This window comes from Dyella sp., assembly GCF_036384435.1.
GTDB lineage: Bacteria > Pseudomonadota > Gammaproteobacteria > Xanthomonadales > Rhodanobacteraceae > GSA-30.
Genome location: NZ_DASVMI010000078.1, coordinates 1 through 25,879 on the forward strand (window position 1 = coordinate 1; position 25,879 = coordinate 25,879).

Below are 25,879 nucleotides of genomic sequence, written 5' to 3' on the forward strand. Positions count from 1 at the left end.
CAGCAGCGGCACCGTATTGCCAGCTGACGCCCATGAGGGCAACAAGCCGCCGGCGCTGGCACCGCAGGTGATCGACGTACGCAACGACTACCTCATCACCTCGCTGATGAAAGATGTGGTGATCCGCGGTACAGGCGCAGCCGTGCGCGTGCTTGGCCGCGACGACCTGGCCGGCAAGACGGGCTCCACCAACGACCATCGCGATGCCTGGTTCGTGGGTTTCAACGGCGACCTCGTCACATCCGTCTGGGTGGGTTTTGACGACTTCTCCTCGCTCGGTCGCGGAGAATTCGGTGCCAAGGCTGCCCTGCCCATCTGGATCAGCTACATGGGCGCGGCCCTGAAAGACCAGCCGTCCCATGCCTTGCCGATGCCCCCAGGCATCAGTACGGTACAAATCGACCGCTCCAGCGGCCTGCCGTCGGACCCGGGCGATCCCAACAGCATGTCCGAAATATTCAAAGTGGAAGATGTTGACCGCCTGCGCCAGCAGGCCCAGCAGCAGAAGGAGGACCCGGACCAGCAGCACGCGTACGATATTTTCTGACGGTCCGAGACGGCCGGCCTGCCGAGAGCGATGGCAGCGCCGGCCTCCCCATCGCGACCGTCAAGGCCATCGTATCGAATGGCCAATCCCCCCACGGTGACTTGATTGAGGAGGGAACAAAACATGGCGCGAGGCGAACACCATCGCATGCATGCCCAGGACCGTGTACAGCGCAATCGTCTGCGAGTCGCCCAGGAAGCGGCCCGCCTGATGAGCGAACACGGCATCCGCGACTTCCACCACGCCAAGCTCAAGGCGGCCGAACGACTCGGCATCCATGACGCACAAGCCCTGCCGCGCAACCACGAGATCGAGCAGGCCCTGCGAGAACATCAGCGCATCTTTCACGCCAAAAGCCATCCCCAACTCCTGCGCGAACGCCGGGAGGCTGCCGTGGAGGCCATGCGTTTCCTGGCCGACTTCGAACCCCGCCTGGTCGGCGCCGTCCTGGAAGGCACGGCCGATACGCATTCAGCGGTATGCCTGCACGTATTCAGCGATACTCCCGAAGAAGTCACGCTGTTCCTGCAAGAACGCGGCGTACCGGTCGAGGTGCAGACACGCCGCCTGCGCATCACCCGAGACGAGCAGGCCGAATACACGGTGCTGCTGTTCTCCGCCGACGGCCTGCCCTTCGACCTGACCGTGCTACCTCGCGATTCGCTACGCCAGCCACCGCTGGATCGCGTGGATGAAAAACCGATGCGTCGCGCCTCCCTGGCCATGGCCGAGGAGTTGCTGGTTGCCGACAATGACGATGATGATTTTGAGAGCAAACTGGCAGCTGTGCTGCGGTGAGGTCGACCGCAAGGCGACACCCTGCAACGCCCAACAAAAAGCCCGGCTTTCGCCGGGCTTTTTGTTGGTACTTATCGACCAATCAACGCTTATCCGCTGCCACGTAATCACGCACGTCCGCGCCGGTGTAGATCTGGCGCGGGCGGCCGATGCGCGAACCGGGGGTTTCGTGCTGTTCGATCCAGTGGGCGATCCAGCCGGCGGTGCGGGCGATGGCGAACATGACGGTGAACATCTCGGTCGGGATGCCCAGGGCCTTGTAGATGATGCCCGAGTAGAAATCGACGTTCGGGTACAGCTTGCGCTCGACGAAATAGTCGTCCTTCAGCGCAGCCTCTTCCAGCTTCCTCGCCACGTCGAGCAACGGGTCGTTGACGCCCAGTTCGTCCAGCACCTTATGGCACATTTCACGGATGATCTTCGCGCGCGGATCGAAGTTCTTGTACACGCGATGGCCGAAGCCCATCAGGCGGAAGTTGTCGTTCTTGTCCTTGGCGCGCTTGACTGCCGTTTCCACCTTGTCCGCGGTGCCGATTTCTTCGAGCATCTTGAGCACGGCTTCGTTGGCACCGCCATGCGCCGGACCCCAGAGCGCGGTGATGCCGGCGGCGATCGATGCGTACGGGTTGGCGCCCGTCGAACCCACCAGGCGAACCGTCGAGGTCGACGCGTTCTGCTCATGGTCGGCATGCAGGATGAATAGCAAGTCCAGCGCCTTGGCGGCCACCGGGCTGAGCTTGAGCGGCTCGCTGGGCACTTCGAACATCATGTGCAGGAAGCGATCGACGTACTCGAGGTTGTTGCGCGGATAGCGCATCGGCCAGCCGATCGAATAACGGTAGCAGGCGGCGGCGATGGTCGGCATCTTGGCAATCAGGCGCACGGCGGCAAGCTTGCGGTCCGCCGGATCATCGACGTTCAGATCATCGTGGTAGAAGGCCGACAGCGAGGCGATCGAGGCGGCCAACATGGCCATCGGGTGCGCATCGTGGTGAAAGCCCTTGAAGAAGTCCTTCAACGACTCGTGCATCATCGTGTGATGCGTGATGTCGTTCTCGAAGCTGGCAAATTCCGCCTTGCCGGGCAGTTCGCCATTGAGCAGCAGGTAGGCCACTTCGAGGAAGCTGGACTTCTCGGCCAGTTGCTCGATCGGGTAGCCGCGATACAGCAACACACCCTCATCGCCGTCGATGTAGGTAATGGCACTCTTGGTGCTGGCGGTGCTGCCGTAGCCCGGGTCGTAGGTGAAGTGGCCCGTGTCCTTGTAGAGCGTACCGATGTCAATGCATGCGGGACCGAGCGTACCGCTCAGCAAGGGCAGCTCGCTGCTGCGCTGGTTGGACTCATCGACCAGCTTGACGATCTTGGAATCGGACACGAAAACCTCCTAACACGAAAGTCGCCGGTGATAGCCGCGAGGCGGCCACCAACGGGGGAAAAGGCATCACCGCTTGGGGATGGCGGCGATACAACTTTTCCATTATCGCACCACAGCAAAGAACATTCGATACCGGATGGTTCAACAATGGCCGTGGAACGGGCACGAAAAAACCTGGGGCGAGCTTGCGCTCGCCCCAAGTCCTTGAATCAGCAAGCTACCGGCGCCTTGAGGCAGCCGGAGCTGACAGCAGATTACTTCGCGCTGCCTGCGTAGCGGCGGCGGAACTTGTCCACGCGACCACCCACATCGAGGGTCTTCTGCTTGCCGGTGTAGAACGGATGGGAGTGGCTCGAGATATCCACCTTGATCAGCGGGTACTCGTTACCGTCTTCCCACTTGATGGTTTCCTTCGCAGCCATCGTCGAGCGCGTCAGGAACGCAAAATCGGACGACAGATCCTGGAACACCACCTGCCGGTAATTCGGATGGATATCGGGCTTCATGGCTAGAACTCTAGAAAGCGGTGGGTGAAAAGAGCGGTAGTGTAGCCAGTGGCGAAAATTTGCGCAAGGTTTGCCCGGAGAACGACCGCGAGGCCGCGCCTGCGGTGCTGTCAGGCCTCAGGAGTCAGGAGCGAAAATTCCATGCGCGGCGCCCCTGCCGCTCACTCCTCACAGGCGACGTGGTCGCCGGCCAGACAGGCCCCTGGGGCCGACCTCACGAACTGACACCCAGCGCCTTGCGCACCATTTCACCAAACCGCGCATGGTCGACCTCCAGCACGATGCGTGCATTGGCCGGCTTGCCCAGGCGACGGGACCAGTCGACCACGGTGGCTCCACGGGTAAGGCGGCCATCGAGCTCGACGGCGACATGGCGTTCTTCGGCACGGGTGACGATGGACGGATCGATAGCAACGGCCATCGCCAGCGCGTCGGCGGCGATGATGCCACTGCGCTCTTTCTTGCGATTGAATTCGCGGGCGGTCTGGAAAACCTGCCCGAAAAATTGCGCCCGCTTGTCACCCATGGCCAGCCAGCCATCGAACTCAGCCTCGTCGAAGGCATGTCGCAAGGTGGCCTCCCAGTCGACCAGCTCGAAGAACGGGAATGCCTCGAAGACCACGTGCGCGGCTTCCGGATCGAAGCCGATATTGAATTCCGCCGGCACGATGTTCGTATTGCCGTGACCGGTAACGGCACCGCCCATGACGACCAGACGCCTCACGCGCTGTGGCAAGGTTGGATCGATGCGCACGGCCAGGGCCAGGTTGGTCAGCGGCGCCAGCGCAATCAAGGTGAGGTCGGGATGCTCATGAGTCAGTCGGATCAACGCAAGCGCAGCCGTCTCGCCGGTCGCCTGTGCTCCAGGCTCGCCAAAGCCTACGTCCCCGAAGCCGTCCTGTCCGTGCACAAAAGCGGCATCCTCTTGCGGCATCCGCACCAGCGGCGTCGGGCAACCGGCAAACACAGGGAAACGGCCGCCCACCAGATCGACCAGGGTGCGCGCGTTGCGCACGGTGTGCCCCAGCCCCACATTGCCCGCGGCCACGCTCAGGCCCAGGATATCGGCATGGGCGTGCGCCATCAGGATGGCGAGGGCGTCATCCACGCCCGGGTCGGTGTCGATCAGTAGTTGCGGCTTGGTCATGCGACTTGCCTGGCTGGGAAACAGGAAAGGGTAAAGAGTAACGGCGCAAAGCAAAAGATCGACGTACAGGTCAAGCCGCCCGCGATGCGGGCTGTCAAGTCGGCGGCAAAGAGGAAAAACGGAGGCCTTAAGACTCTTCCTGCTTTCCATCTACAACGCCATAGACTGCCAAGCAGCCGGCCTGGCCATCACGCGTGCGCATACCGCGCCGCGCCGCCCACCCAGCGCTCGATCAACTGCTCGGCTCGCTGCGGGTGCTCCTTCAACAGGTGCTCGCCGATGGCCTGGACCGCCGGCAGCAGGTGGCCGTCACGGGCCAGGTCGGCGATGCGCAAGCTCAGCTGCCCGGTCTGGCGTGTGCCAAGCACTTCACCCGGGCCGCGCAGTTGCAGGTCCTTCTCGGCGATACGGAAACCATCGTTGGTATCGCGCATCACCTGCAAGCGCTCTTTCGCCAACTGCCCAAGCGGCGGCTGGTAAAGCAATACGCAGTTGGAAGCGACCGCACCGCGCCCTACCCGCCCCCGCAACTGATGCAGTTGAGCCAGCCCCAGGCGCTCGCTGTTCTCGATCACCATCAGGCTGGCGTTGGGTACGTCCACTCCCACCTCGATCACCGTCGTGGCGACCAGCACTGCCAGTTCACCGGCCTTGAAGGCATCCATGACGGCCTGCTTTTCCTTGGGCTTCATACGGCCATGAATCAGGCCAACATGGAACCCCTCCAGGGCCGCGGTCAGCTCGGCATGGGCGACTTCGGCCGCCTGTGCGCGCATCTGCTCGGACTCCTCGATAAGCGTGCAGACCCAGTAGACCTGGCGCCCCTCTCCGCAGGCAGCATGGATGCGTTCGATGACGTCATACCGGCGCGCATTGGAAATGGCGATGGTCTGCACCGGCGTGCGACCAGGCGGCAATTCATCGATGGATGAAACGTCCAGGTCCGCATAGGCGCTCATGGCCAACGTGCGCGGGATTGGCGTGGCGGTGAGCACCAGCTGATGGGGCACCTGATCGCCCTCCATGCCCTTGTCACGCAAGGCGAGCCGCTGATGTACTCCGAAGCGGTGCTGCTCGTCGACGATGACCAGGCCAAGGCGCGAAAACACCACGCCCTCCTGCATCAGCGCATGCGTACCCACGACCACCGAAGCGCCGTCAGCCACGCGCTGCAAGGCTTTCTTGCGCGCCGTCCCCTGTACCTTGCCGGCAAGCCACTCGACAGTGACGCCGAGCGGCTCCAGCCACTGACGAAACAGGCGTAAATGCTGCTCAGCCAGCAATTCGGTCGGCGCCATCAGGGCAACCTGGTAACCAGCCTGTACGGCCGTCACCGCGGCGAGCGCCGCGACCACTGTCTTGCCCGAGCCGACATCGCCCTGCACCAGCCGCAACATGGGTTTGGCATGCGCAAGATCGGCGGCCACTTCACTTTCCACGCGCGCCTGTGCCCGCGTCAGCCGGAACGGCAGCGACGCGACCAGCCGAGCATGCAGTTCACTCTTGCCGGCCAATCTTGGCGCACGTCGGCTGCGCACCGCCGCACGCATGCGCTTGAGGCTCAGGTGCTGGGTGAGCAGTTCCTCGAAGGCCAGACGCTGCTGCGCCGGGTGGCGACCGGCGGTGAGTTCGGCCACTGCGACATCCGGCGGTGGACGATGAACGAAGAGCAAGGCATCGCGCAAGGAACCCAGCCCATACCGGGCGCACAGATCGGCGGGAATCAGTTCGAGCTGTTGCGTGGGCGGCAGCAACGCGAGCGACTTGTCGATCACGCCCGCCAGACGCTTGGGCCCCAGGCCTTCGGTCGTGGGATAGATCGGCGCCAGACGGTCATCCAACAACGGTGGATCATCCCCATCGATGCGCGTGTATTGCGGATGGACCATTTCCAGAGCGTGCCCCACACGACGCACTTCACCGTAGCAAAGCAGGCGCGTGCCGCGCTTGAGCTGCTCGACCTGGCCGCGATGAAAATGAAAGAAGCGCAGCACCAGCACATCGTCGGCCTCGTTGCGCAACGTGACTTTCAATTGCGGGCGTCCACGATAGGTATGCTCGACCAGATCGACAAAACCAATCGTTTGCGCGCGCTCGCCGATGAGCAGATCCGCGATGGGGGTGATTCGCGTGCGATCTTCGTAGCGTAACGGCAGGTGGAACCATAGATCCTGTACGCGCTCCAATCCCAGCTTTGCCAGTGTCTGCACCAGTGCGGGCCCGACACCCGGCAGCGTCGAAACCGGGGCGGCTCCGGGCTCGGATAGGGCAGCAATGGGAGCGTTGCGGACGGGCATGGCAGACAAGACTAACCCAGGCGACCGCGCGGACGTAGCCCGTGCGGCGACTTCAATATGTGTAGTCCATCAGGGACGGCGGACGAGTAACCAGGGCGCCAGCTCGGGAGCCAGCACAGACCTTAGAAAGTCGATCGAGCTTCGCGTCGCCGAGCAACACCGCGGACAGTCGGCCTTGCCTCCTGCACCCCACCCCTGACGCGCAAGCATGCCTCAGTCCAACACCATGACCGCATCGACCTCGATCTGGGCCCCCTTGGGCAGGCCCGACACTTCGATGGTGGAGCGCGCGGGAAAAGGCGCCTGGAAGTATTCGGCCATGATCTGATTGACCGTGGCGAAGTTGGCCAGGTCGGTCACATAGATACCCACGCGCGCGATCTTCGCCAACGAACCACCGGCCGCTTCGGCAACCGCGGTCAGGTTGTCGAAGACGCGACGCGTCTGCACGGCGATATCGCCCTCGACCAGATTGCCCGTGGCCGGATCAAGCGGAATCTGCCCGGAGAAGTACACGGTATCCCCGGCACGCACGGCCTGCGAATAAGGGCCAATGGCGGCGGGCGCTGCGTCGGTGGAAACGATGATGCGGGGCATGGGCAAGGTCCTTGATGGGGAGGTTCGCTTTGAACAGCAAGGCGATGGGTAAAGCTGCTCGCTGCGCGAGCTGCAAATGGTAAAGGGTTAACAGGAAAGCGGGAATCGGCAAGACTGGATGTCTGCTCTTGCCTGTTTACCGTTTACAGCGCCGAACGCGCGGCTTTACAGGCCGCTTCGCGGCCGGCCTCACCCTGCTAAAGCGGATACCTGTACGCCCCGCTCACCACCCCGGTGCGCCGCACGCGGCGGATCACATCGGCCAGGTGCTTGCGGTTTTTCACCTCGATGGTGAACAGCAGCGTGGCAGCAGCGGCATCGCGCTCGACGTATTCGACATTCTCGATGTTCGAGTCTGCCGCGGCGATGGCCGCAGCCACGGTAGCCAGCACACCAGGACGGTTGATGACTTCGATGCGCAACTCCGCGCGATAGTCGCCGTGGACATCGCGATCCCATTCGATCGCCACGCAGCGCTCAGGCGACTTGCGCAGCTCAACCACGTTCGGACATTCCACGCGATGGACCACGATACCCTTGCCCGAAGACAGGTAACCGATGATCTCGTCGCCGGGAAGCGGATGGCAGCAATTGCCGAAACTGAGCACGCCGCGCTCGGCACCGGTAATGCGAATCTTCTCGGCAGCATGCGAGGTGAGCGGTGCTTCGCCCGATTGCCGTCCGCGCGCTTCCATCAACTGGTTGGCCACAATATGCGGCATGCGGTTACCAAGCGCGATATCCGACAACAGTTCTTCCAGGCGCTTGAACTTGGATGCTTCCAGGAAGCTCTCCAGCACCGCTGGCGGAATGGCATCCAGGCTGCTGCCCAAGGCGTCGAGCGCGCGATCGAGCATGCGATGACCGAAGTCGACCGCATCTTCGTGTTGCAGGTGCTTGAGGTATTGCCGAATGGCCGTGCGTGCCTTGCCGGTGACGACCGACTCCAGCCATGCAGGATTGGGCACGGCTGACGGCGCAGTGATGATTTCCACCAACTGACCCGATTCAAGACGGGTGCGCAAGGGCACCAGTTTCTTGTCCACGCGCGCGGCCACCGCGTGGTCACCCACGTCGGTATGCACGGCATAGGCGAAATCGAGCGCGGTCGCATTGCGCGGCAGGGAGAGGATGTCCCCGCGCGGCGTGAACAGATAGACCTCATCCGGGAACAGGTCGATCTTGACGTTCTCGATAAACTCGGCAGACGAGGCCGTGTTGGCCTGGCTGTCGGCCAGCGAGGACAACCATTCGCGCGCACGCGCCTGCGCGCTGTTGGCAGGACCGGAATCGGTCTTGTAGGCCCAGTGGGCGGCCACGCCACGCTCGGCCACCGAATCCATTTCCGCCGTACGGATCTGCACCTCGATCGGCGCGCCGAACGGCCCTAGCAGTACGGTATGCAGCGACTGGTAACCGTTGGCCTTGGGGATGGCGATGAAATCCTTGAAGCGGCGGTCGACCGGCTTGTACAGCGAATGCACCGCACCCAGCGCCATGTAGCAGCTCATCGCGCTATCGACGACCACGCGAAAGCCGTAGACGTCCATCAACTGCGCAAAGCTCTTGTGCTCGTTGCGCATCTTCGAATAGATGCTCCAGGCGGATTTGATCCGCCCCACCACGCGCGCAGCCAGTTGATCGGATGCCAGACGCGAGGACAAGGCCGTTTCGATCTTGCCCATCGCCTCGCGCCGGTTGCCCAGGGCTGCGCGGATACGCTCGCTGATCACACGATAGCGATCAGGATGCAGGGCGCGAAAACCCAGGTCCTGCAACTCGGCCTTGAACTTGTTCATGCCCAGCCGCTGGGCGATCGGCGCGTAGATTTCCAAGGTTTCGCGCGCGATGCGGCGACGCGAAGAAGGATCTTTGGCACCGAGCGTGCGCATGTTGTGCAGCCGGTCGGACAACTTGATCAGGATGACGCGGATATCGCGCGCCATGGCCAGCAGCATCTTGCGGAAACTCTCCGCATCGGCCTCCTGGCGGCTGGAGAAGCGCATCTTGTCGAGCTTGGTGACGCCATCGACCAGTTCGGTCACCGTCTCGCCAAACTCGGCCGTCAGCTCGGTGCGACTGAGCTGAGTGTCTTCGAGCGTGTCGTGCAGTATGGCCGCAATGATGGTTTCAGCGTCGAGTCCGAGTTCGGCGAGGATGCCCGCGACGGCCACGGGATGGGTGATGTACGGCTCGCCGCTCTTGCGCGTCTGCCCTTCATGGGCGGCGGCCCCCACCTCATAGGCACGAATAACGCGCTCGACCTGCTCTTGCGGCAGGTAAGCGACACGATCCTTCAGTGCAAGCACATAAGGCGGCAGCGTCGATGCAGATTCTGACGTAGCCGCCGTCATGAAAGGCAACCGGCGCCCACTCAGGCGGCCGCCTCCCGGGAAGAGGTCAGCAAGGCAGCGAACTGTGAGCGACACCATGTCGCACCGGCCAAGCCGGCGCGCTGGGTAAGTCGGCTACAGGCGCCGCCTTCCATGATCAGTCGTCCCCACCCTTGGAGAGGTCGTCGTCCACTTCCTGGGCAGCCCATTCCAGGGCTTCGCGCTCGGCGCGCTCACGCTCGGCACGGTCGATCTCGTCGATGGTGGCCTGGTCGATGCGACGGTCGGCGATTTCGCGCAGCGCCAGCACGGTCGGCTTGTCATGGTCAGGGTTGACCGCGGGCTCGGCGCCCTTGGCCAGCTGGCGGGCGCGCTTGGTCGCCATCAATACCAGCTCGAAACGGTTGTCGACCACCTCGAGGCAGTCTTCCACGGTAATGCGGGCCATTATGAAATCCTGAATTAAAAAAGCTACTTAAGTCGTTGTGCAGTGTAGCGAGCCACCGCTTGGCTGGCAATGCGCCAGCCCTTATCATGCCTGGTTCTCAGGGAAAATGGGCTTCGCGCTTCCGGGGGGCGAAAGGAGATCGAAGGCCCATGTATAATAAAAAACTAAACAGTACACTTATGCGGCACCATCGAACGCCGCGGACCCCGATACCCATGTCATTACGCACGCATTTCAACTTGCTCAAACGAGGCGCCGCGCTGGCCGCCATCATGCTTCTAGCCGGCTGCACCATCGCCAAGCCGCGCACGGATGACCCGATGGAGCACTTCAACCGCAAGGTCTACCACTTCAACGACCAGCTCGACCAGGCGATCATTCGCCCGGTGGCGGTCGGCTACCGCAAGGTCACCAATCCGCCGGTGCGCCGTTCGGTCAGCGACTTCTACACCAATATCCGCATGCCGATCACCATCGCCAATGACCTGTTGCAGGCGCGGCCGATACGTGCGGTCCAGGGCACCGGGCGCTTCCTGGTCAATCTGACGCTGGGCATCGGCGGCTTCTTCGACCCGGCCAGCCAGATCGGCATTCCGCTCAACGAGACCGACTTCGGCATCACGCTGGCACGCTGGGGCGTACCGGAAGGCGACTTCCTGATGTTGCCCTTCGTGGGCCCTACCACGGTGCGTGACGTCTGGCGCCTGCCGGTGGACAGCTATTTCTTTGACCCGCTGAGCTACTACTCGCGTAACCATAGTTTCAAGGCTGGCCAGTATTATCTGCCTCAGGTGATCTACCTGGTCAGCTTGCGCGCGCGCGCCATCGATGCGGAAAGCTTCCTGCAATCGGCTTACGACCCGTACGCCTTCCTGCGTGACGCTTATCGCCAGCAGCGCCTGTACCAGCTCTACGACGGCAACCCGCCGAACGACGTGATCGAGCAGATGCAGGGCAACGGTGGCGACCAGAACTTCGACCCCGATCAACTGCTCAAGGAGCAGCATGACTGGGAGAGGAAAAACGACTCGTCAACGCCGACTAATAACTGATGGGTGGTAAAGCCGCTCGCTACGCGAGCTGTAAACAGTAAATCGGCAACAGGAAAAGCCGGCATCCCAAGGATCGCCGGCTTTTTTGCCCTTCTCTGTTCACTTTTCATAGCGCCATGGGCCCGGCTTCACACGCCCGCCGTCTACCCCAACAACGCTTCCACCTCACACACCTGCGCCAGGCGCCGCATGTTACCCGGCAGGTTACGCACGTGGACCTTGCCGCCGCTGGGGGCCAGGGCGGCAAGGACACAGGCCAGGCCGGCGCTGTCGCTGCGCTCGACGCCCGCCAGGTCCAGCACCTGACGGCCCGGCAATGCGGCGCGAATGGCCTGTAGCGCAGCAGCGGCGGTAGCAAAGGTCAACGCGCCGGACACATGCACTGTGTCCGGCGCGGCTTGCGAGACCTGGAAGGCAACTGTGCTCATTACTTGCCCTGCTTGCTGTCCTTTTCCAGCGTCTGCAAGGCGTTGGCACCCTGGGTTTCCAGCGTCTTGATCAAGCCATCCAGGCCGTTCTTCTTGATCTCGGCATCAACCTGGTTGCGATAGTTGGTGATGTACGAGATGCCTTCGATGATCACGTCGTAGGCCTTCCAGTTGCCATCGGAAGTCTTGCGGAAGGCGTAATCGACCGCCACGGTCTTGCCGTCGTCCATCATTACCTGGGTACGCACGACCGTACGCTTGGGATCGAGGTCGCCGGAGAACGGCAGCACCTTCACGCGGCCACGGGTGTAGTTGAGCAGGCCCTCGGCGTAGCGATGGGTGATCGACTCGTAGAAGGCACGGGCGAAGCGGCTGCGCTGCTCGGGCGATGCCGCGCGGGCATGCACGCCCAGCACCAGGATCGCCGCGTAATCAACGTCGAAGTGCGGCAGGAACACCTCATTGATCACGGCAATGAGCTTGTTCTTGTCCTGTGCCAGCTCCTTCTGGTGGCCATCGATGGCCGAGCCCAGCTGGTCGCTGATGCTTTGGACAACCTGCACCGGGCTCTGCTGGGCTGATGCCGCGGCAGGAGCATTCTGGGCGAAGGCCGGCACGCCGGTCAGCCCGGCAAACGTGATGGCGGTAGCGAGGGCCATTCTGCGCAACATGGAAAGCTCCTGAAAGGGTTGGGGTCAACGTGCCGATATGGTGCCGAGCGGCCCCTGACTCAATGCTTGCTGCCAGACGACTTGCCGGCGGCGGACGATGAAGCAGCCGGCTGACCGCCGTTGTCATCCTTCTTGTCGCCAGGCGAGCCGTTGACCAGGAACTTGCCGATCAAGTCTTCCAGTTGCAGCGCCGATTGCGTGAGCACGAGCGAATCACCGTTCTTGAGCATGTCCGGCGAACCGCCCGGCTGGATGGCCACGAACTGGGTACCGATCAGGCCACTGGTGAATACGGCGGCGGCCGAGTCGTCCGGAATCTGGTTGTAGCGGTTGTCGATGGCCAGGGTCACATAGGCATCGAGCTTGACCGGATCGGCCTGCACGGCCTGTACGGTACCGATCGCCACGCCAGCCATCTTGACCGGGGCCCCCACCGACAATGAGCCGACGTTGGTGAAACGCGCCTTGACGGTGTAAGTGCCGCCGAGCTTGTCGGCCACGCCACCGGCACCGAAGAACTTGCCGAGCATTTCTTCGAGCTGCTGCGCGGGCTTGGTCAACGCCAGCGTGCCCCCATCGGCCACGGGCTTCTTCGACTCGCCATACTGGATGCCCACATATTGGTCACCGAGCAGGCCGCTGGTGAAGATCGTGGCGATCGAGTCGTCGGGAATCTTGTCGTAGCGCTTGTCGATGGACAGCTTTACGTCAGCTTCTTCCTTGGCCGGATCGAGCGCGATCGACTGCACCTGGCCCACACGCACGCCAGCGATCTTCACCGGAGCGCGCTCCTTGAGCTGGCCGATGTTGGCGAAGTGCGCCTCGACGGTGTAGCTGCTGCCCTGGTGCGAATTGGCTACCGACGTGGTCTGCGTGGCCAGATAGGCCAGCGCGGCAAAACCGAGCACGATGAACAGGCCGGTGCCAATGGCAAACGAAGGTCTCTGGCTCACGGCATGTTCCTCGGGACGAAAAAAATGGAAGTAATCATGGCAGTCACATCAGAAAGGCGGTGAGTACGAAGTCCAACGCCAGGATGGCGATCGATGACGCCACCACGGTGCGCGTGGTCGCATAGGCCACACCCTCGCTGGTCGGCGGCGTGGTATAGCCCTGGAAGACGGCGATCAGCGACACGACCGCACCGAACACGGCACTCTTCCACAGCACCCCATTGACCACGTCTTTGCCCAGCTCTACCGTGGCGGTCATGTTCGACCAGAATGTGCCGTTGTCGATGCCCAGCCAGGTCACGCCGATCAAGTGCCCGCCAAAGATGCCCATGGCGCAGAACACGCAGCACAGCAAAGGCATGGCGATCAGGCCGGCGAGAAAGCGCGGCGCGGCCACATAGGCAATCGGATCGACAGCCATCATCTCCATGGCGGCAATCTGGTCGGTCGCACGCATCAGGCCGATCTCGGCGGTGACCGACGTGCCGGCGCGGCCGGCAAACAGCAGAGCCGTCACCACCGGACCGAGCTCGCGGTAAATGGCCAGGGCCACGACCGTACCGCTGGCGGCCGTACCGCCAAAGATCGACAGCACGTAGTACAGCTGCAACGCGAGCACCATGCCCACGAACAGACCGCAGACCATGATGATCGTCAGGCTCATCGCGCCGACGAACCATAGTTGCCGTACCGTCTCGCGGCCATGCTTGAGGCTGCGCGGCAACGCCGCCAGGATCTGCAACAGGAACAGGCCGCAGTTGCCGATCTGGGCCAACGAACGCAGGACGATGTTCTGGTTCATCGGCGGGACTCGGGTTTGGTGCGGAACTCGGGATTCGGGACTCGGGACTCGGAAAAAGCCCGTAAGAGGAGGCCATAAGTGACACGCGATCGATTCGACAAGCCCGGTAGCGCGCTGCCCGCCGACCTTGCCTGGGCCAGCTCTGCCGAGTCCCGCAATAAACCCCAGTCCCGCACTGAATAAGTCACTTACTCACCTCCGAAAATCCCAACGAGGTCGCGTAGTCGCCTGCCGGGTACTGGAACGGTACCGGACCGTCCGCTTCACCGCCGAAGAACTGGCGCGTCCATGGCGAGCCATCGTTGGCAATCGTCCTGGGATCGCCCTGCGCCACGACCTTGCCATTGGCGATCAGGTAGATGTGATCGGCAACCTGCTTGATGGCTTCCAGTTCATGGGCCACCAGCACGCTGGTAATGCCCAGCACGTCGTTGAGCGTACGAATCAGCTTGAGCACCTGGTTCAGCGCGATCGGATCCAGCCCGACGAAGGGTTCGTCGTAGAGGATCAGCATCGGGTCGAACACGATCGCCCGCGCCAACGCCACGCGCCGCGCCATACCACCGGACAATTCGGTCGGCATCAGCCCAGCCGCGCCGCGCAGGCCGACCGCCTGCAATTTGGTCAGCACGATGTTGCGGATCAGTTCCTCCGGCAAAGCCGTGTGCTGGCGCAGCGGAAAAGCGACGTTCTCGAATACGTCGAAATCGGTCAGTAGCGCCGAATTCTGGAACAGGTAGCCGATGCGCTCGCGTAGCTCGAACAATTTTTCGCGCGACAGCCGGGGCACGCTCTGGCCATCCACCCACACGTCGCCCGACTGGCCGAACATCTGGCCGGTGATGTGCTTGAGCAGGGTGGTTTTGCCGGTACCGCTGGGGCCCATGATGGCCGTGACCTTGCCACGCGGGATATCCAGGTCCATCCCATCGAAGATGGTCTTGCCATTGAGCACTGTGGTCAGGCCGCGCACACGCACTAGGGCGTCGGCATCAGGCGAAGTGCTGGCGGGATCGGTCATGGCGGTCATCGGGTCCAGGTATCCATGGCAAAGTAGCCGAAGAAGGCAGCGAAGGCTATTGACCCCGGCCGGGGCGCTTCAGCTCCCCAGCGCCAGCAATTCCTCGATCAGGCGTTCATGGCGCTGCCACTGCAAGCCCGCGCGCTGACGCACGGCATGCACGATCGATTGCAGGTCGCCCAGGGCGTCTTCGAAACGGTCGTTGACGATGATGTAGTCAAACTCGTGGGCGTGCGCGATTTCCTCGCGCGAGTTGTGCAGGCGGCGTTCGATGACCTCGGGGCTGTCCGAACCGCGCCCGCGCAAGCGTCGCTCCAGCTCCTTGCGTGACGGCGGCAGGATGAACACGCTCACGCAATCGGGTTTGGAGCGGCGAATCTGTCGCGCCCCCTGCCAGTCGATCTCCAGCAGGACGTCGCAGCCTTTGTTCAGCAGTTCGGACACCGTATGGCGCGAGGTTCCGTAGAGATTGCCGTGCACCTCGGCATGTTCGAGGAAGATGCCATCGGCAATCTCACGCTCGAAATCGCCGCGTTCGACGAAATAGTAGTGACGCCCGTACTGTTCGCCCGCCCGAGGGGGCCGCGTGGTGTGCGAGATCGACAACGAAATCGTCGGTTCGCGTTCCAGCAGCGCGTTGACCAGGGTAGATTTGCCCGCCCCCGAGGGGGCCGCGACGATGAACAGGGTGCCTTCCATCATTCGCCTTCCATCACTCGATGTTCTGGACTTGTTCGCGCATCTGCTCGATCAGCACCTTGAGCTCGACGGCGGCATTGGTACTGCGCGAATCGATCGACTTGGAGCCGAGCGTATTGGCCTCGCGATTGAATTCCTGCATGAGGAAGTCCAGACGGCGACCGATCGGCTCCTTCAGGCCCAGCACGCGTCGTGCCTCGGCGATGTGCGTGGCCAGGCGATCGAGCTCTTCATCCACGTCGATGCGGGTGACCTGTAGCACCAGTTCCTGTTCCAGCCGCCCGGGCTCGACCGGCTGCTTGAGGTCGGCCAGGCGCGTCTCCAGGCGGGCGCGCAGTCCTTCGCGGATCTGCGGCATCCAGCCACGCACGTCGGCAACAATGCGTTCGATCGCATCCAGCCGCTCACGCAACAACTGGGCGAGCTTGGCACCCTCACGTTCGCGGGTGGCGGTCAGTGCATCGAGCGCATGGTCGAGCGCCTCGAACAAGGCAGCCTGTACGGCTTCCGGGTCCACGTCAGCCTGGCGCATGACTCCCGGAAACCGCAGCAGTTCGGTGAACTGCACCTGCATAGTGGGAAAACGGCCTTCCAGTGTGCGGGCCAGTTCGGCCAGACGGCCCAGCAGGGCGTCGTCCACATCCAGCGTTTCGCTGCGTGTCTCACCGCGCAGGCGCACTGTCAGATCCACTTTGCCACGCGATAGTTTCGCCGCGACACGCTCGCGCAGCGCCGATTCGCTATTGCGCAGGTCATCAGGCAGGCGCGGGCTCAGTTCCAGGTAGCGGTGGTTGACCGTGCGCAGTTCGCAACTGAGTGTGCCCGTGGGACCGGCGGTCTCGGCGGAGGCGTAAGCAGTCATGCTGCGGGTCATGGAGAGCCTTGTAACGAGCGGCGGAAAAGTCAGCAATGTTAAACTCTCAAGCCTGACTTGCCCAATCCCAGGCCTTTTTCATCCATGAATGCCCCCAGCCGCCCGAGCGGCCGCGCCAACGACCAGTTGCGCACCGTCACCATCGAACGTCACTACACCAGCCATGCGGAAGGCTCCGTCCTGGTCAGCTTCGGCCAGACCCGGGTGCTGTGCACCGCCAGCATCGAGGACCGCGTGCCACCGTGGCTGCGCGGCAAGGGCGAAGGCTGGGTAACGGCCGAATACGGCATGCTGCCGCGCGCCACCGCCACGCGCACCCAACGCGAGGCCGCTCGCGGTGGTCAGGGTGGACGCACCATGGAAATCCAGCGCCTGATCGGCCGCAGCCTGCGCGCCTGCGTCGATCGCCAGGCCCTGGGCGAACGCCTGGTCACGCTCGACTGCGACGTCATCCAGGCCGATGGCGGTACCCGGACCGCGGCCATTACCGGCGCGTACGTCGCCCTGGTCGATGCCGTGCAACACCTGATGAAGCGCGAAAACCTGCGCCGCAATCCGATCTTCGGCGCGGTCGCCGCGGTATCGGTCGGCATCTACCAGGGCGTGCCCGTGTTGGACCTGGACTACGCCGAGGATTCCAACTGCGATACCGACATGAACGTGGTGATGAACGACGGTGGCGGCTTCATCGAAATCCAGGGCACGGCCGAAGGCCATGCTTTCCGGCGCGATGAAATGGACAGCCTCCTCGGCCTGGCCGAACAAGGCATCACCGAACTGGTCGCCGCCCAGCGCGCCGCACTGAGCCAGAGCTGATAGCTGACCTGACACACGGGATCTCGCCCCATGCCACGTATCGTTCTGGCCAGTAGTAACCCAGGCAAGCTCAGGGAGTTCGGCGCGTTGCTCGCTGACAGCGGGTTTGAAATCGTCACCCAGGGCAGCCTGGGCATCGAGGACGCCGACGAAACCGGGCTTACCTTCGTCGAGAACGCCTTGCTGAAGGCGCGCCACGCGGCGCAGGCCAGCGGCCTGCCCGCGCTTGCCGACGATTCCGGCCTGTGCGTGGATCATCTGCACGGCGCGCCAGGCCTTTACTCGGCGCGCTACAGCGGCAACCATGGTGACGCGCAGGCCAACAATGCCAAGTTGCTGCGTGCCATGGAGGGCGTGCCCGAGGCCCGGCGCGGCGCATTCTTCATAGGCGTACTGGTGCTGCTGCGCCATCCGGAAGACCCGGCGCCTTTCATCGCCGAAGGCCGCTGGCACGGCCGCATCCTGACCGAAGGGCGTGGCACCGGCGGCTTCGGCTATAACCCGGTCTTTCTCCCGGACGGCTACGAACAAAGTGTGGCCGAGATGGACGACGACCTGAAGAACCGGCTCAGCCATCGCGGCCAGGCGCTGGCGTTGCTGCGCGAGCAGATTCGCGCGCGCGGGCTTTGACGGGAGACCTGGAATACCGGGCGGCCCGGCACCATGGATCAGTGACAAGTAGCGAGGGCGCGAGGCCCGAACGCGAGACGCGACCGCCGCACAGCGAGTTTGCTCCGGATGATCACATGGTCTTGAAAGTGCACATCACGGCGCCCTCGCTCACCACGCTTCGTCACTGACCCCAAGGCCAACGCTCAACCCCATGTCCCTCGTCCCGCCTCCGCTATCGCTTTACGTACACATGCCCTGGTGCGTGAAGAAGTGCCCGTATTGCGATTTCAATTCGCATGGCCTGCGTGGTGAACCGCCGCCGTACGAGGCCTATATCGATCACCTGCTGGCCGATCTCGAGGGCGACCTGCGCGATTTCGGTCAGGCACTGCAGGGGCGATCCATCGTCAGCGTGTTCTTCGGTGGCGGCACGCCGAGCCTGTTCGCACCGGAATGCATCGCACGCCTGCTCGATGGCGTGCGCCAGCGCATGCCCATGGAGCACGATGCGGAAATCACCCTGGAAACCAATCCTGGCACGGTCGAGCATGGGCGCTTTGACGGTTACCTGGCTGCCGGGGTGAATCGCCTCTCCTTCGGCATCCAGAGCTTCGACGATGCCCGGCTCAAGCGACTGGGCCGTATCCATTCGGCCACCGAAGCCGAGGCCGCCGTCAGGTCGGCCCAGGATGCGGGCTATAGCAATATCAATCTCGACCTCATGTATGCCCTGCCCGAGCAAGTGCTCGACGGGGCGCTGACGGATGTCGAGCGTGCCATCGCGCTGGCGCCGACACATATTTCCCACTACCAGCTCACGCTCGAACCGAATACCGCATTCGCGGCCAATCCGCCTCCGCTGCCGGATGACGACCACGCCTGGGCGATGCAGGAAGCCTGCGAGGCGCGCCTTGCCGATGCCGGCTACGGCCAATACGAAATTTCCGCCTATGCACGCCCTGGCAGGCGTTGCGCGCACAACCTCAATTACTGGCAATTCGGCGACTACCTGGGCATCGGCGCCGGGGCGCACGGCAAGATCAGCGACGCTGCAAGCCAGCAGGTCAGGCGACGCTGGAAGACCCGCCACCCCCGAGCCTACCTGGAGGCCACGGGCGGACCTGGCCGCATCGGTGGGGATTCAACGGCAGGCGCCGACGAATTGCCGTTCGAATACATGCTCAACGCCCTGCGCCTGATCGACGGCGTGCCCGCCGCTCAGTTCGCCAAGCGAACCGGCCTCCCCGCCGAGGTCATCGCCGGTGCACGGCAGCAGGCACGGCAACGAGGCTGGCTGGAAGATCGGCCTGATCTGTTGAAAACCACACCGCTCGGGCAGCGTTTCCTGAACGACGTGATCACCTGTTTCCTGGATTGACGCAAGCGGCCGATCAGCCTGGGGCCGATGGCGGTCGGCTGCGGACCGGCTTAGACTTGCGCCACCCACGGGAACGTCAGGGGATGGGGCCATGGAATCCGAATCGCACGAACGGTCGACACCGTTTGGGCATGAGCGTGCAGCGACGCCGGAAAACGGTAGCTGGCCTGTGCGCGCACGCCGGCTGATGGGCGAGCTCCATGCGCTGGTCCGGCAATACCTCGAACCGGCCTTGCGCCAGGCCGTCACGGACGCCGAGCAGCAGTTCTACGCGCATGCCGACCGGGCACGCAACCACGTCGACCAGCAACGGTATTTCGAAAGCCGGCACGCCTTGCAGCGTGAACGAACCACGGTGCAGGAGCGCTTTTCCACGCTGCTTGGCGAGCGTTTCCATCGCACCGGCGACACCGCATCGCACGACGAAGCAAGCGCCCCCCTGGCGCTATCGCTGCTCGACCGCAACGAACACGAACAAAGCGCTGCACTGGAAAAGCTGATCGCACGTGGCGAATCACGCAACAGCGCGGCCCTGTTCGAACTGGGCTACCGCATGGCTGCGCTGGTCGCGGCCCCCCCGCTGGAAGGCGAAGACCTGCCACTGGGACCCCATGCGCTGGTCCAGGCATTCCACGGCGCCACGGCAACGCTGGAGCTTCCTATCGAGCACCGTCTGGCGTTGCTGCAAGCCTTTGATCACGCCGTGATCCAAGGCTTGGGGGCACTCTACGACACCGCCAACGACCTGCTCCGCGGCGACGGCATCCTGGTGCACTTGCGCGCTTATCCCATGCCACGCCAGGTATCGCGCCAAGCGGCGGTGTCGCCACCCACGGACCACGCAACGCCGACGCAGGCCCACGCCCCTCCCGTGACCGCACAGGGCGATCACATCGCCGTGCTGGAAAACCTGCGACAACTGCTGGCGCAACAACGTGCAGGCTACGAGGCGCATGCCAGTGGCGCCGGCACGCGCGCAGCCACCGGCGATGAGCTGCAACAGGCGCTCGATGCCCTGCAAGGGCACGTCAGCGACATCACCGACCATGCCAGCCGCGAACTGCGCAGCGCGCAACGCTTGCGCGAGGAACTGCTCGCGCAGCTCAATGCGAACAAGCCGGCTGGCGTGCCGCGCACGCACCTGTCGCCCGAGCAGGGCGACACGGTGGAATTGATGGCCATGCTGTTCGAGCAGATGCATCGCCAGATGCGCCAGGGCTCGCATGCCCAGGGCATGCTCAGTCACCTGCAAGTTCCCATGCTGCGCATGGCCATCGCCGACCGCGAGTTCTTTGAGCAACGCGAGCACCCAGCACGTCGTCTACTGGGCGCGGTCGCCGAAGCGGCCAACGAATGGATGGACACCGGCGACACCGAAGCCGATCGCGCGGTTGCCGCCAAGCTAGATCAGCTGGTGGCGCGCACGCAACGCGAGGCACCCAGCACCGGCCTGTACACCTCATTGCTCGCCGATATCGAACACCACCTGGCGCAACTGGCGCGCAAGGCACAGATCGCCGAGCGCCGCCATGTCGAGGCCATGCAAGGTCGCGAGCGACTGGAGCAGGCTCGCCGCCGCGCTACGCAACTGATGGCCGAGCGGTTTCGCGCAAGCCCGCCGCGTGGCCTGCTGCGCACGCTGCTGGAGCGTGCCTGGACGGACGTGCTGGCATTGACCCTGCTTCGGCATGGCGAGGATAGCGAGGCATTTACCGATCGGCTGCGCATTACCGACCAGTTGCTTGGCCGCCTGCCAGCGGATGATCGCAGCCAGCTGCAAGCCGATGTCGAGAACGGCCTGCAACAGATCGGCATGCACGCCGATGAAGCCGAACAGGTCGCACAGCGATTGCTTGGCACCCTGCCCGATAACCAGGCCGCCGAGCAAGGTCCCAGCGCCACCGAGCTGGCCCTGAGGCTGAAGCAGCACCAGCGCCTGGGCGAGCAGACCGGCGTCCCGCCGACCGCAGAACCCTCGATGCAGCCAGCTCAGGCCTTCGTCGAACCCGTTACGCCGGCGATCAACCTGCCGGCCATGCCCAGCTCGACGCCGCCTGCGCAACTCCCTTCGCGCGTTTCAGTCGCGTCGAAGCCAGAGCCGTCGGCCACGCCGCGCATCGCGGCGGTTGACGCACGCGAGCAGCGCATCTACGAACGCCTGCGCCAATTGCCTTTCGGTAGCTGGTTCGAATTCGTCGACACGGTGTCAGGCAAAGTGAGTCCACGCAAACTTGCCTGGTTCTCGCCCATTTCCGGCCACTGCCTGTTCGTTACACGGCGTGGTCAGCGCGTCGACGACATGACGCTACAGGCGCTGGCGCGCGCCATGGCTCAGGGCCAGGTGCGCGAACTGGCGCAGGTCCACGAGAACTTGCTCGAACGTGCCTGGCATGCCTTGACCAGAAGCCTGCGCCGGGCCTCCGCCCAGGAGGAGCCATGAACACGAACGTCACTGCGATGGACCAGCGGCGCGCCCGTCGGCGCGCGGCCGATTTCACCACGGTCGTCACCGATGTCATCAGTGGTCAGCCCATCGGCCAACTGGGCAACCTATCCTCCACGGGCATGCTATTGATCGCCGAGCGCGCACCGCGCAGCGACGCCGTCTACCAGGTCAGCCTGTCGCTGCCCGGCCCCTTGCGTGCCGAACCCGTCGAGCTGGGCATCCAGGAGCAATGGCACGAACCTACCCCACGAGCCGGCCAGGTCTGGGCGGGCTTTCGCATCGTAGCCATCAGCGATCGCGACGCGGCGCGATTGGCGGCCTGGGTCGATAGCGCGGGCGCGGCAGGCTGACGGCCGGGGGTTGGAGGTCGATGGCGAGGCGCGAAGACCTGCCACCGGGGTGTACAGCATGGGTGTAGCGACACGAGCGTAATGCGCTTGCCGCCAGCGCCCGGACTTGCGCCCCCAGCCCCCTCTCCGATCCCGAGGCGCGCGACTCATGCAAGGCGCAGCATCCATGAACAGCATGGTCTTCGCCGGGAGAAACCCTCCACCAACTGGCGTCTACCGCCGCGCAGCGCGATCATAGGCAGCTAATCGCCGCTCCAGGATCGCCCCATGACCCAGCTCGCCTCGCTTTATCCCGCCCATCTGGCCACCGTGCGCGAGCGCGCCGAAGCGGCACTTGGTGTGGGGGGTTTCGATCATCTGGTGATCGGCGCGGGCGCGCCGCTGCGCAAATTCCTGGACGACCAGGACTTCCCGTTCGTGGCCAATCCGCATTTCGTCCACTGGTTGCCACTGACCGACACCCCGGGAAGCTGGGTGGTCTACAGTCCAGGCAGCAAGCCCAAACTGGTGTTCGTGCAGCCGCGCGACTATTGGCATGTGGTGCCCGCCGCACCCACCGGCTACTGGGTCGAGCACTTCGACATCGTCACCGTACGCAGTGCCGCCGAAGCGGCCCAGCATCTGCCGCAGACGCGTGCCGCCGTCATCGCGCCGACGCCCGCCATCGAGGGCGTGCAGGTCAACAACCCGCAGGCCGTACTTGATTATCTGCACTGGCACCGCTCGTACAAGACACCCTATGAGCTGGAACTGATGCGCGAAGCCAGCCGCATCGGTACGCGCGCCCACCGCGCCGCCGAACAGGCTTTTCGCGACGGCGGCAGTGAACTGGATATTCACCAGGCCTACCTCAAGGCAGCCGGCGCCATCGATGCAGAGCTGCCTTATGCCAACATCGTCGGCCTGAACGAGCACGGCGCCGTGCTGCATTACACGAACTTCGACCGGAGCCCACCGGCGCAGAGCCGCTCGTTCCTGATCGATGCTGGCGCCAGCGCGGCAGGTTATGCCAGTGACATCACCCGTACGTATGCCGCCGATCGCAGCAGTGCCTTCCAGGCACTGATCGACAGCGTCGATACGGCCCAGCAAGGCTTTGCCGCCAAGGTACGTGCAGGCCAGAGCTATCCGGAACTGCACATCCATGCCCATCACGTACTGGCCGACGTGCTGCGCGAGCACGGCATCGTGCGCATGAGTGCCGAAAGCGCCGTGGCGAGCGGCGTGACGTCCACGTTCTTCCCGCATGGCCTGGGCCACCCGATCGGCCTGCAAGTACACGACGTGGCGGGTTTCCAGCAAAACGAACGCGGCGGCACGATCGCCCGCCCGGCTGGCCATCCCTACCTGCGCATGACGCGTGTTCTGGAACCGGGCATGGTCGTGACCATCGAGCCAGGGCTGTACTTCATCGACATGCTGCTGGAAGAACTGCGCGCCCGCCCTGAAGCCGCGCACGTGGACTGGGCCCAGGTCGACGCCTTCCGCCCCTATGGAGGCATCCGCATCGAGGACGACGTGGTGTGCACCCAAGACACTCCGGAAAACCTCACGCGGGATGCGTTTGCGAACGTGTAAGTCTCGGATGTTCTGGAAGGAGCGGGGAGGAGTGAGAGACGGGTAGCAAGCAGCGAGAGCATACTGGCCTTGCTCGCCCGTAACCCGCAAAGCGCGAAAGCGCTTTGCCATATGCAAGCTCGCGGCTGACTTGCGCTCTCGCTACTCGTCTCTCGCCTCCCTCGCTCCTCTGCCAGCGCCGTCGCATTTTTCGCCCGCGTTCTGCGGCAAACTCATGGCCGCTGGTAAATGGCCAGATGCAGGCCTATGCTGCTTGACAGTAATCAAGCGTCTGCGACATTGCCCCACAGCGACAGCTTCTCTCGTTCGGACCTATCCTTTTTTTGAAGGCGAAGCCCCGGGAACCGCTGCATGACCACGCCAGTCGTCGCCATCGATAACACACCTCGTAGACCGTTGCGTCGGCTCGGTATCAAGCTGGTGCTGCTCGTCGTTGCGAAAATCCTAGTGCTTACCCTGATCTGGTGGGTGGCGATCGCACCGCATCCCCGCCCCGATGCCAGCCCCCAAGCCATCGAGCACCTGCTCGCTCCCTCCTCACCATCCTCGTCGCACGGAGCCCATCCATGATGCTCGAAGCCGACGTGGTCAACCTGTCACGCCTGCAATTTGCACTGACAGCGCTGTACCACTTCCTGTTTGTCCCCCTGACCCTGGGGCTGGTCTGGATTCTCGCCATCATGGAGAGCGTCTACGTCATGACCGGACGTGAAGTCTGGCGGCGCATGGTCCAATTCTGGGGCGTACTTTTCGGTATCAATTTCGCCATGGGCGTGGCGACCGGCATCACCATGGAATTCCAGTTCGGCATGAACTGGGCGTATTACGCACACTATGTCGGCGACGTATTCGGTACGCCGCTGGCAATCGAAGGCCTGATGGCGTTCTTCCTGGAAGGCACCCTGGTCGGCTTGTTTTTCCTGGGCTGGCAACGCCTGTCACGGATCAAGCACCTGCTGGTCACCTGGTTCCTGGCGCTGGGCACGAACCTGTCAGCGCTATGGATATTGATCGCCAACGGATGGATGCAGAACCCGGTCGGCTCGGCCTTCAACGCCGACACCATGCGCATGGAAACCACCTCGTTCGCGGCGGTGATGTTCAACCCGGTGGCCCAATCGAAGTTCGTGCATACCGTGAGCGCAGGTTATGTCCTGGGCTCGATGTTCGTGTTGTCGATCAGCGCCTGGTACCTGTTGCGCGGACGCAACGTGGACTTCGCCAAGCGGTCGATGACCGTGGCTGCGAGCTTTGGGCTGGCCGCCGCACTCAGCGTGGTAGTACTGGGCGACGAATCCGGTTATGCGGTGTCGGAGAACCAGAAGATGAAAATGGCCGCGATCGAGGCCATGTGGGAGACCGAGCCGGCACCGGCATCGTTCACCGTCTTCGGCATTCCCGACGTGGAGCACCGCACCACGCACTTTGGCGTACACATACCCTGGGTCATGGGCCTGATCGGCACGCGCTCGCTGGACCAGCCGATCCCTGGCATCGCGCAGTTGGTGGACGAGACCAAGGGCAAGATCGGCAACGGCATACAGGCCTATGACGCCATGCTGGCGCTACGCCAGGACAAGCACGACGCCGGCGCCCGCTCGATCCTGGCCGAACACGACAAGGACCTGGGCTACGCGCTGCTGTTGAAGAAATACGTCGACGATCCGCGCAAGGCCACGCCCGAGGATATCCAGAAAGCAGCCGATAGCACGATACCCAATGTGCCGGTGCTGTTCTGGTCCTTCCGCATCATGGTGGCCTGCGGCTTCTACTTTATCTTCCTGTTCGCGCTCTCGTTCTGGCTGGCAAGCAAGCGCAGGATCGACAGCAAGCGCTGGTACCTGAAGATGGCGCTGTGGAGTCTGCCGCTACCGTGGGTTGCCGCCGAACTGGGCTGGATCGTCGCCGAGTACGGGCGTCAGCCGTGGGCCATCGAGGGCATCCTGCCGACCGCGCTGGGCGTATCGAGCGTGACCGCCGGACAGGTATGGACCTCACTCGGCGGATTCGTGCTGTTCTACACCGCCCTGGCCGTGATCGACGCCACGCTGATGGTGAAATTTGCTCGCAAGGGGCCGGACGGCCTGGGTATCTGGCCAGCCGCCGAGCCCGATGTCGCAGCCCACCCCGCCAAGGCCTGAGAGGAGA

At 63.5% G+C, this 25,879-nt stretch carries 24 protein-coding genes and 1 pseudogene; 11 read left to right on the forward strand and 14 right to left on the reverse strand.

Translation table 11 applies throughout. The features are described from left to right. Both VF436_RS07175 and VF436_RS07180 read left to right on the forward strand, forming a co-directional pair. Positions 1–547, forward strand: a pseudogene (locus tag VF436_RS07175) (penicillin-binding protein 1A); the annotation flags it as partial. A gap of 123 nt (positions 548–670) precedes the next feature. Then, a complete protein-coding gene (locus VF436_RS07180; protein ID WP_330903322.1) occupies positions 671–1,345 on the forward strand; it encodes a hypothetical protein in 675 nt (224 codons plus the stop codon). A gap of 82 nt (positions 1,346–1,427) precedes the next feature. Here VF436_RS07180 and VF436_RS07185 read toward each other — a convergent pair whose 3' ends face one another. The 7 genes from VF436_RS07185 to rpoZ all read right to left on the reverse strand — a co-directional run bounded on the left by VF436_RS07185 (position 1,428) and on the right by rpoZ (position 10,051). Next, complete coding sequence (locus VF436_RS07185; protein WP_330903323.1) at positions 1,428–2,723, reverse strand: citrate synthase; 1,296 nt, start codon at positions 2,721–2,723, stop codon at positions 1,428–1,430. 254 nt (positions 2,724–2,977) lie between these two features. Beyond that, positions 2,978–3,229 carry a type B 50S ribosomal protein L31 gene (locus VF436_RS07190; protein WP_330903324.1) on the reverse strand — a complete coding sequence of 84 codons (252 nt, stop codon included), beginning with the start codon at positions 3,227–3,229 and terminating at the stop codon, positions 2,978–2,980. A gap of 214 nt (positions 3,230–3,443) precedes the next feature. After that, positions 3,444–4,376 carry a nucleoside hydrolase gene (locus tag VF436_RS07195; RefSeq protein ID WP_330903325.1) on the reverse strand — a complete coding sequence of 311 codons (933 nt, stop codon included), beginning with the start codon at positions 4,374–4,376 and terminating at the stop codon, positions 3,444–3,446. Positions 4,377–4,564: 188 nt separating this feature from the next. Further along, positions 4,565–6,673, reverse strand: coding sequence for an ATP-dependent DNA helicase RecG (gene recG, locus VF436_RS07200; RefSeq protein WP_330903326.1), 2,109 nt, complete (start codon positions 6,671–6,673; stop codon positions 4,565–4,567). 213 nt (positions 6,674–6,886) lie between these two features. Beyond that, a complete protein-coding gene (locus VF436_RS07205; RefSeq protein WP_330903327.1) occupies positions 6,887–7,270 on the reverse strand; it encodes a RidA family protein in 384 nt (127 codons plus the stop codon). A 197-nt stretch (positions 7,271–7,467) separates the two neighbouring features. After that, the gene (locus VF436_RS07210; protein WP_330903328.1) at positions 7,468–9,624 is read right to left on the reverse strand and encodes a bifunctional (p)ppGpp synthetase/guanosine-3',5'-bis(diphosphate) 3'-pyrophosphohydrolase; all 2,157 of its coding nucleotides are present in this window, start codon (positions 9,622–9,624) and stop codon (positions 7,468–7,470) included. Positions 9,625–9,760: 136 nt separating this feature from the next. After that, the gene (gene rpoZ, locus VF436_RS07215) at positions 9,761–10,051 is read right to left on the reverse strand and encodes a DNA-directed RNA polymerase subunit omega (RefSeq protein ID WP_330903329.1); all 291 of its coding nucleotides are present in this window, start codon (positions 10,049–10,051) and stop codon (positions 9,761–9,763) included. A 215-nt stretch (positions 10,052–10,266) separates the two neighbouring features. Here rpoZ and VF436_RS07220 point away from each other — a divergent pair, with 215 nt between their 5' ends. Next, on the forward strand, positions 10,267–11,103 hold the full coding sequence (locus VF436_RS07220) for a VacJ family lipoprotein (RefSeq protein ID WP_330903330.1): 837 nt from the start codon (positions 10,267–10,269) through the stop codon (positions 11,101–11,103). Between the two features lie 143 nt (positions 11,104–11,246). Here VF436_RS07220 and VF436_RS07225 read toward each other — a convergent pair whose 3' ends face one another. From VF436_RS07225 to VF436_RS07255, 7 genes are all read right to left on the reverse strand, one after another. Then, on the reverse strand, positions 11,247–11,531 hold the full coding sequence (locus VF436_RS07225) for an STAS domain-containing protein (RefSeq protein WP_330903331.1): 285 nt from the start codon (positions 11,529–11,531) through the stop codon (positions 11,247–11,249). Beyond that, entirely contained in the window at positions 11,531–12,202 is a 672-nt protein-coding gene (locus VF436_RS07230; protein WP_330903332.1) for an ABC transporter substrate-binding protein, read from the reverse strand. The genes VF436_RS07225 and VF436_RS07230 overlap by 1 nt, the downstream gene beginning before the upstream one ends. Positions 12,203–12,261: 59 nt before the next feature. Then, a complete protein-coding gene (mlaD, locus tag VF436_RS07235) occupies positions 12,262–13,155 on the reverse strand; it encodes an outer membrane lipid asymmetry maintenance protein MlaD (protein ID WP_330903333.1) in 894 nt (297 codons plus the stop codon). A 43-nt stretch (positions 13,156–13,198) separates the two neighbouring features. Further along, positions 13,199–13,957 (reverse strand): lipid asymmetry maintenance ABC transporter permease subunit MlaE, encoded by a 759-nt coding sequence (gene mlaE, locus VF436_RS07240; protein WP_330903334.1) that lies wholly within the window; start codon positions 13,955–13,957, stop codon positions 13,199–13,201. A 184-nt stretch (positions 13,958–14,141) separates the two neighbouring features. Beyond that, complete coding sequence (locus tag VF436_RS07245; protein ID WP_330903335.1) at positions 14,142–14,978, reverse strand: ABC transporter ATP-binding protein; 837 nt, start codon at positions 14,976–14,978, stop codon at positions 14,142–14,144. Positions 14,979–15,056: 78 nt separating this feature from the next. Next, positions 15,057–15,677, reverse strand: a complete 621-nt coding sequence (gene gmk, locus VF436_RS07250; protein ID WP_330903364.1) for a guanylate kinase — start codon at positions 15,675–15,677, stop codon at positions 15,057–15,059. A gap of 13 nt (positions 15,678–15,690) precedes the next feature. Further along, entirely contained in the window at positions 15,691–16,551 is an 861-nt protein-coding gene (locus VF436_RS07255; protein ID WP_330903336.1) for a YicC/YloC family endoribonuclease, read from the reverse strand. Between the two features lie 84 nt (positions 16,552–16,635). Between VF436_RS07255 and rph the strand changes: the two genes are divergently transcribed. The 8 genes from rph to VF436_RS07295 all read left to right on the forward strand — a co-directional run bounded on the left by rph (position 16,636) and on the right by VF436_RS07295 (position 25,872). Further along, positions 16,636–17,367, forward strand: coding sequence for a ribonuclease PH (rph, locus tag VF436_RS07260; RefSeq protein ID WP_330903337.1), 732 nt, complete (start codon positions 16,636–16,638; stop codon positions 17,365–17,367). A gap of 30 nt (positions 17,368–17,397) precedes the next feature. After that, positions 17,398–17,997 carry an RdgB/HAM1 family non-canonical purine NTP pyrophosphatase gene (rdgB, locus tag VF436_RS07265; RefSeq protein ID WP_330903338.1) on the forward strand — a complete coding sequence of 200 codons (600 nt, stop codon included), beginning with the start codon at positions 17,398–17,400 and terminating at the stop codon, positions 17,995–17,997. A 193-nt stretch (positions 17,998–18,190) separates the two neighbouring features. Next, positions 18,191–19,357, forward strand: coding sequence for a radical SAM family heme chaperone HemW (hemW, locus tag VF436_RS07270; protein ID WP_330903339.1), 1,167 nt, complete (start codon positions 18,191–18,193; stop codon positions 19,355–19,357). A gap of 91 nt (positions 19,358–19,448) precedes the next feature. After that, complete coding sequence (locus VF436_RS07275; protein WP_330903340.1) at positions 19,449–21,797, forward strand: DUF1631 family protein; 2,349 nt, start codon at positions 19,449–19,451, stop codon at positions 21,795–21,797. Beyond that, entirely contained in the window at positions 21,794–22,153 is a 360-nt protein-coding gene (locus tag VF436_RS07280; RefSeq protein ID WP_330903341.1) for a PilZ domain-containing protein, read from the forward strand. Before VF436_RS07275 ends, VF436_RS07280 begins: the two co-directional genes overlap by 4 nt. A 267-nt stretch (positions 22,154–22,420) precedes the next feature. After that, entirely contained in the window at positions 22,421–23,731 is a 1,311-nt protein-coding gene (gene pepQ, locus VF436_RS07285) for a Xaa-Pro dipeptidase (protein ID WP_330903342.1), read from the forward strand. 351 nt (positions 23,732–24,082) lie between these two features. Continuing rightward, the gene (gene cydP / locus VF436_RS07290; RefSeq protein ID WP_330903343.1) at positions 24,083–24,301 is read left to right on the forward strand and encodes a cytochrome oxidase putative small subunit CydP; all 219 of its coding nucleotides are present in this window, start codon (positions 24,083–24,085) and stop codon (positions 24,299–24,301) included. After that, positions 24,301–25,872, forward strand: a complete 1,572-nt coding sequence (locus VF436_RS07295) for a cytochrome ubiquinol oxidase subunit I (protein ID WP_330903366.1) — start codon at positions 24,301–24,303, stop codon at positions 25,870–25,872. The genes cydP and VF436_RS07295 overlap by 1 nt, the downstream gene beginning before the upstream one ends. Positions 25,873–25,879 lie beyond the last annotated feature (7 nt).